This window comes from Bacteroidota bacterium, from assembly GCA_034723125.1.
Classification (GTDB): domain Bacteria; phylum Bacteroidota; class Bacteroidia; order CAILMK01; family JAAYUY01; genus JAYEOP01.
Genome location: JAYEOP010000047.1, coordinates 1 through 5,504, shown reverse-complemented (window position 1 = coordinate 5,504; position 5,504 = coordinate 1). Strand labels below are relative to the sequence as shown.

The 5,504-nt window shown below is 28.5% G+C and carries 4 protein-coding genes; all 4 read right to left on the bottom strand.

What is annotated here, in order from left to right:
* Positions 1 to 200 precede the first annotated feature (200 nt).
* Positions 201 to 1,520: an HlyD family efflux transporter periplasmic adaptor subunit gene (locus U9R42_01600; GenBank protein MEA3494710.1), complete on the bottom strand. Its 1,320-nt coding sequence runs from the start codon at positions 1,518 to 1,520 to the stop codon at positions 201 to 203.
* Between the two features lie 24 nt (positions 1,521 to 1,544).
* The gene (locus U9R42_01595; protein MEA3494709.1) at positions 1,545 to 3,734 is read right to left on the bottom strand and encodes a peptidase domain-containing ABC transporter; all 2,190 of its coding nucleotides are present in this window, start codon (positions 3,732 to 3,734) and stop codon (positions 1,545 to 1,547) included.
* Positions 3,735 to 3,778: 44 nt separating this feature from the next.
* Entirely contained in the window at positions 3,779 to 4,969 is a 1,191-nt protein-coding gene (locus tag U9R42_01590) for a response regulator (GenBank protein ID MEA3494708.1), read from the bottom strand.
* Positions 4,970 to 5,075: 106 nt separating this feature from the next.
* Positions 5,076 to 5,216: a hypothetical protein gene (locus U9R42_01585; GenBank protein MEA3494707.1), complete on the bottom strand. Its 141-nt coding sequence runs from the start codon at positions 5,214 to 5,216 to the stop codon at positions 5,076 to 5,078.
* Between the last annotated feature and the right edge of the window lie 288 nt (positions 5,217 to 5,504).

Genomic DNA, 5,504 nt, shown 5'->3' with positions numbered 1-5,504 from the left:
GCTTTGAATTAATAATGGATGTGAATGTAAAAGTCATTCAATTGTCATTAATAGTCATTTAGCCAAGCTGTCATTGGGTTTTGTAACTTAATGACAATTTAATGACAATCAAATGAATACTTTATGACATTAGATTTAAGCGACAGAATACACATAACATTCTAACAGTCAAAAACATACGTTTTTCTTATAGCCACTAATTAATCTGTATTTTTAACAGATAATTCTTTTTGTTTTGTTACGATATATTTTATTGGATTTATCAATTTTTCAATTAATCTTCTTTCCTCTGTAATAATTTCAGCAGTTCCTTGCATTTCTTGAGAAAATACTAATTCTTTGCCGTAATTTGAAATCATTCCATTAGGGAAATATACATCTACTATTAAATGATTGTCTTCAGGAACAAGGGATATAGTTTTTACAATTCCATCTATCATTCCATATTCCATGTAAGGATAATTATCAAATTTGACTATCACACGTTGCCCTGTATCAACTTTTCCAGAGCCTTTAATCTCTAACATCACTTTACCGATAATCTTAGAGGAATCAACAGGAATGACGCTAAACACTCTTTCTCCTTCAACAACATTTTGATTTTGGCTCCAAAACTTTGTAAAAGAAAGCTTTCCATTTACCGGAGATTTTAATAAATAATTATGTTCCCATTGCGAAATGGCACTTTGAAGTTTGTTGTAAGCATCATTTAATGAAATCTGCATTTGGTTTGCATCTTTACCAAAACCTAAGTTTAAGTCAAGAATATTTTCTTCAATTTTTTGCAACTTCATTTTTGTATCGGCAAGGTCAGTTTTAGCTTTCTCATAATCATATTTTTTTTCAAGATATTTACTTTCGGATTTTTCAAAAGTTGCTTTTGAAATTGCTTGTTTATCAAAAAGTTTCCTATCCCTCTCAAGCTGATTTTTAACAATATCAACTTCTTTTTCTAATATTTTACTTTGCTTTACAAGTCGCCAATAATAAATATTGTACTTAATTATCTGTTCCTTCTGTGCATTTATTTTTTTACTGTGATAATCTAAAGATAAGAATTTTAAATAATCATTATAGCAACTTACAAATTCAGAATAAGCATCTTGCATTTCTCCAAGAGATAACTCTTGTTCAAAATAAATTATTGAAGATGTATCAAATTTTTTAACAAAATTTTTAATAGAATCCAGCTTAGCAACAAGTATTTCGTAATGATTATATTTTGCAGGATTTTGTATTGTTGCAAGCAATGTACCTTGTTCTATAACTTCTTTATTAAAAACATTTATATTATTTAACTTACCACTCGAACGAGCAATAATTGCGGCAGGAGGATTTTTGGTAGTAAGTACTATTTTTGAAGTAATTATATCAGGATATTTAAAAAACCAACTGCCAAGAAGCAAAACGATAAGAGAAATAAAAATAACAGTGATTCCCCATCGAATAACCCAGTGCGGAATATATCCAAGAATATCCTGTACATCTTCACTTCTTATTTCATTTTTTGTTTTTGGCATATTAAATATGTATTAAAAAATAAATTAATTTCCAAGCTTCAATTGATCTTTTACAAGATTGTAATAAAAAGCTTTCTTTTGTATTAATTCATTATGTGTTCCTTTTTCAACAACTTCACCTTTTTCTAACACAAGAATTTGATCTGCATTCATTACTGTACTTAACCTATGAGCCACAACAACTACTGTCCTTCCTTTATAAAAATCTTTAAGGCTATTCATTATAAGTCTTTCATTATTAGCGTCAAGCGAATTTGTTGCTTCATCAAAAAAGAGAAATTCAGGGTTTTTATAAACTGCTCTTGCAATAAGAATTCGTTGCTTTTGCCCTTGACTTAAACCATGACCATCAACACCAATTTTAGTATTGTAGCTAAGTGGCAAATTTTTTACAAAATCATTAACATTAGCAATTCTTACCGAATCGATAAAGCTTTTATCATCAAAATTTTCATCATTAATCGCAATATTATTGTTTATAGTATCCGAGAAAATAAAACCATCCTGCATCACAACACCACATTTATCTCTCCAAATCCGTTCATTAAAATTACTCAATTGAATATTCCCAATTCTAATTTCCCCTTTTGTCGGTTTATAAAAACCGAGAAGCAGTTTTATGAGTGTTGTTTTCCCACTTCCACTTGTACCGACAATTGCTGTTACTTTTTTTTCAGGTATTTTAATATTAATATTTTTCAAAACGTTCTCAGAATATGGACCTTCATATTGAAAATTTAAATCGGTAATTTCCAGCATTTTATTTTCAGGCAAATTATCAAGTTTTCCTTCAGCATTTGATTCTTCGTCTTTTTGCTCATGAATTTCCCCCAATCTTTCAAGACTAATTTTAGCATCCTGTGTTTTGTTCAACAGTAGAATAATTTGATTTAAAGGAGCATTCAACTGACCAATAATAAACTGAACTGCGAGCATCATACCGAGAGTCATTTCCCCATTGGTAACAGCTAATGCAGCAAGAAATGTTATAATAATATTCTTTGATTCGTTTATCAAAGAAGCTCCTGCCTTTTGATATTGATTTAACGACAGGCTTTTAACATTTATCCTAAAAAGCTTTGCCTGAATATTTTCCCAATCCCATCTTTTTTGCTTTTCGCAATTATTGAGTTTAATTTCCTGCATTCCTGTTATCAACTGAATAAGATTGGATTGATTTTCCGACAACTGAATAAAACGTCTGTTATCAAGTTCTCTTCTTCTCTTTAGAAAAATATAAACCCAGATTATGTATAAAATACTTCCTATAAGAAAAATAACAAATATTTTCAGGCTATAAATTGCCAAGACAATTCCAAAAACAATGAGGTTTACAAAAGAAAACAAAATATTAAGCGTAGAAGTAGTAAGGAAAGATTCAATTCTTTTATGGTCATTAATTCTTGTTAAAAGATCACCAATTTTTTTAATTTCAAAAAAACCAATTGGTAAACGCATTAATTTTATCAAAAAATCTGAAATTAATGAAATATTAACCCTTGTGCTTATATGAAGTAATATCCAACCACGAATAAAATCAACAGAAGTTCTGCTCACAAACAGCACAAGTTGAGCTATTAAAACAAGAGTAATAAATGCCAGATTTCTATTATTGATACCAATATCAACTATCGCCTGTGTTAAAAACGGAAAAATTAATAGAATAACACTCCCGAAAAACATCCCGATAACAAGCTGGAAAATATATCTTTTATAGGGTTTCAAATAGGAAAACAAAAAACGAAAATTTGTTTTATTAATTTTTTCATCTTGCTGTTTATAAAAATCAGGAGCAGGTTCTACCAAAAGGCATAAGCCTTTTTTAGCACCATCTTTTTCTGTACTTAACCATCCATCCAAAAATTCTTTTTCGCTATATTTTATATTATCAACAGCAGGATCAGCAACATAAACTTTTCCTCTTTTAATTCTGGAAACAACAACAAAATGGTTTTGTTTCCAATGTACTATGCATGGAAGTTTAGCATGCTCTTTTAATTGTTCAAAAGTAATTCTAACACCGGTAGTACGCATACCAATAGATTCAGCGGCATCGCTAACACCTAACATTGATACACCTTGTCGTGTAATATAACTTTTTTTCCTAAGGGATTTTAGGGAATAGGTTTTCCCGTAAAATTTTGAAATCATCCTTAAACAAGCAGGACCACAATCCATTGCGTCTAACTGTTTGTAAAAAGGAAATTTGGACATTTGTTAATTCTTTATTTTTAAAAATACAAATTTGTTAATTAGGACTAATATGCATAAATATATTGGTTTAGTTTTGATATAAGCATTTTAGAAGTTACAGGTTTCGAGATATAATCATCACAACCTGCTTCTATACTTTTTTCCTTTTCCTCTTCAAAATCATAAGCCGTATGAGAAATAATAGGAACATCTCCACTTACTTGCTTTATTCTTCGTGTAGCTTCATAACCATTCAAATAAGGCATCTGTATATCCATAATTATCAAATCAATATCCTCATCTTTTTGGTAATTATAATTAAACATACTAAAAGCTTCTTTACCATTTTTAGCCCACATCAAATTTACATTAGTTTTGCGTAAAGCTGCTTCAATAAATAAATAGTTCATCTCAACATCATCAGCTACAAGAATCACTTTATCATTCCAATTAACATCAAAAACATTATTTGTATTTCCTTTATCGTTTAATTTTATTGTAAAAAAGAAAGTACTGCCTACACCCTCTTTTGATTCGAGCCATAATTCACCGCCAAGCTTTTTAACAATATGTTTTGAAATGGTAAGACCTAAGCCGGCACCACCTATTTTTTTTGAAAAAGCTTCATTAACAACTTTAAATTTGATAAATATTTCATCAAAATCTTCCTTTTTTAATCCAATCCCTGTGTCTTCAATAAAAAACTCTACTATATTTTCATTTTTCATCTTGAATCCAAAAGTAATAGTTCCTTCTTTTGTAAACTTAATAGAATTACTAAGTAAATTCTCTAACACTTTTTTCACTCTTCTAATATCTGAATACATATACAAATCTTTTACATCCTCAGGGATTTTCAGTATAATTTCAATATTTTCTTTTTGATACTGCTGAAGTTTTAAATCAAATTGTTTTTTTAGACCAAGCAATAAATCATAAATTTTAAAATTTTCCTTTTTTATCATCAACTCATCCGACTCTACTTTTGAGAGATCAATGATATTGTCAATATAATTTAGCAAATAATTGCACTTGTGGTCAATATATCCGAAAAACTCTTCTTTTTCATCATTCGAAATATCCGGTTGTTTTAGTAACTCTGAAAATCCTAAAATTGAATTTAACGGAGTTCTAATTTCATGCGAAACATTTGACAAAAAAGCATGTATCAAATCATCAGACTTACTTATTTTGTTGCTGACCTGTGATAACTTTTGCTCAATTTTTTTGTACGTTAAAACATTTTCTCTAATCATATTTAATCATTTTTAATATTATTCAAACTACATTGTAAATATGTGAGAAATAAGAATTTAAAATGAATTAAACTAATTTAAAGAATAATCTATATCAATGTTTTACTTATCCCTGCATTGGAGAACCTTCATCGTCATCAATTCCATCATCAGGTGGTATGCTTCCATCATTTGGGTTTCCGCCAAAAACATTTTTAAGTTCAATTTCATTAAGTAATTCGATGTTTAGTTTTTTTAAGTCTTTCATAATTTTTTATTAAGTTCAGTAAATAAAGATTTTTAAAAGTTATAAGTCCTTTACTTATATATAACATTTATAAAAAAATGTTATCAATTTTTTTTTGGATTATTACAACTTCTTTCATATTTTATAATATTTACATTCCGAATTTTATATAGAAATAAAAAATATGAAAAATATTATTTGTACAATTCTCTTAATATCAATATCTTTAGCAGATCTTATCCAACAAGATTTCTTTTCATTTTCACCAACTCCAATCAACATCCATCCTCCTATCTTGTCATCATTTTT

Excerpts from the sequence above, each read along its gene's own strand:
- U9R42_01600 (MEA3494710.1), bottom strand. The coding sequence starts at position 1,520 with ATGCCAAAAACAAAAAATGAAATAAGAAGTGAAGATGTACAGGATATT.
- U9R42_01595 (MEA3494709.1), bottom strand. The coding sequence starts at position 3,734 with ATGTCCAAATTTCCTTTTTACAAACAGTTAGACGCAATGGATTGTGGT.
- U9R42_01590 (MEA3494708.1), bottom strand. The coding sequence starts at position 4,969 with ATGATTAGAGAAAATGTTTTAACGTACAAAAAAATTGAGCAAAAGTTA.
- U9R42_01585 (MEA3494707.1), bottom strand. The coding sequence starts at position 5,216 with ATGAAAGACTTAAAAAAACTAAACATCGAATTACTTAATGAAATTGAA.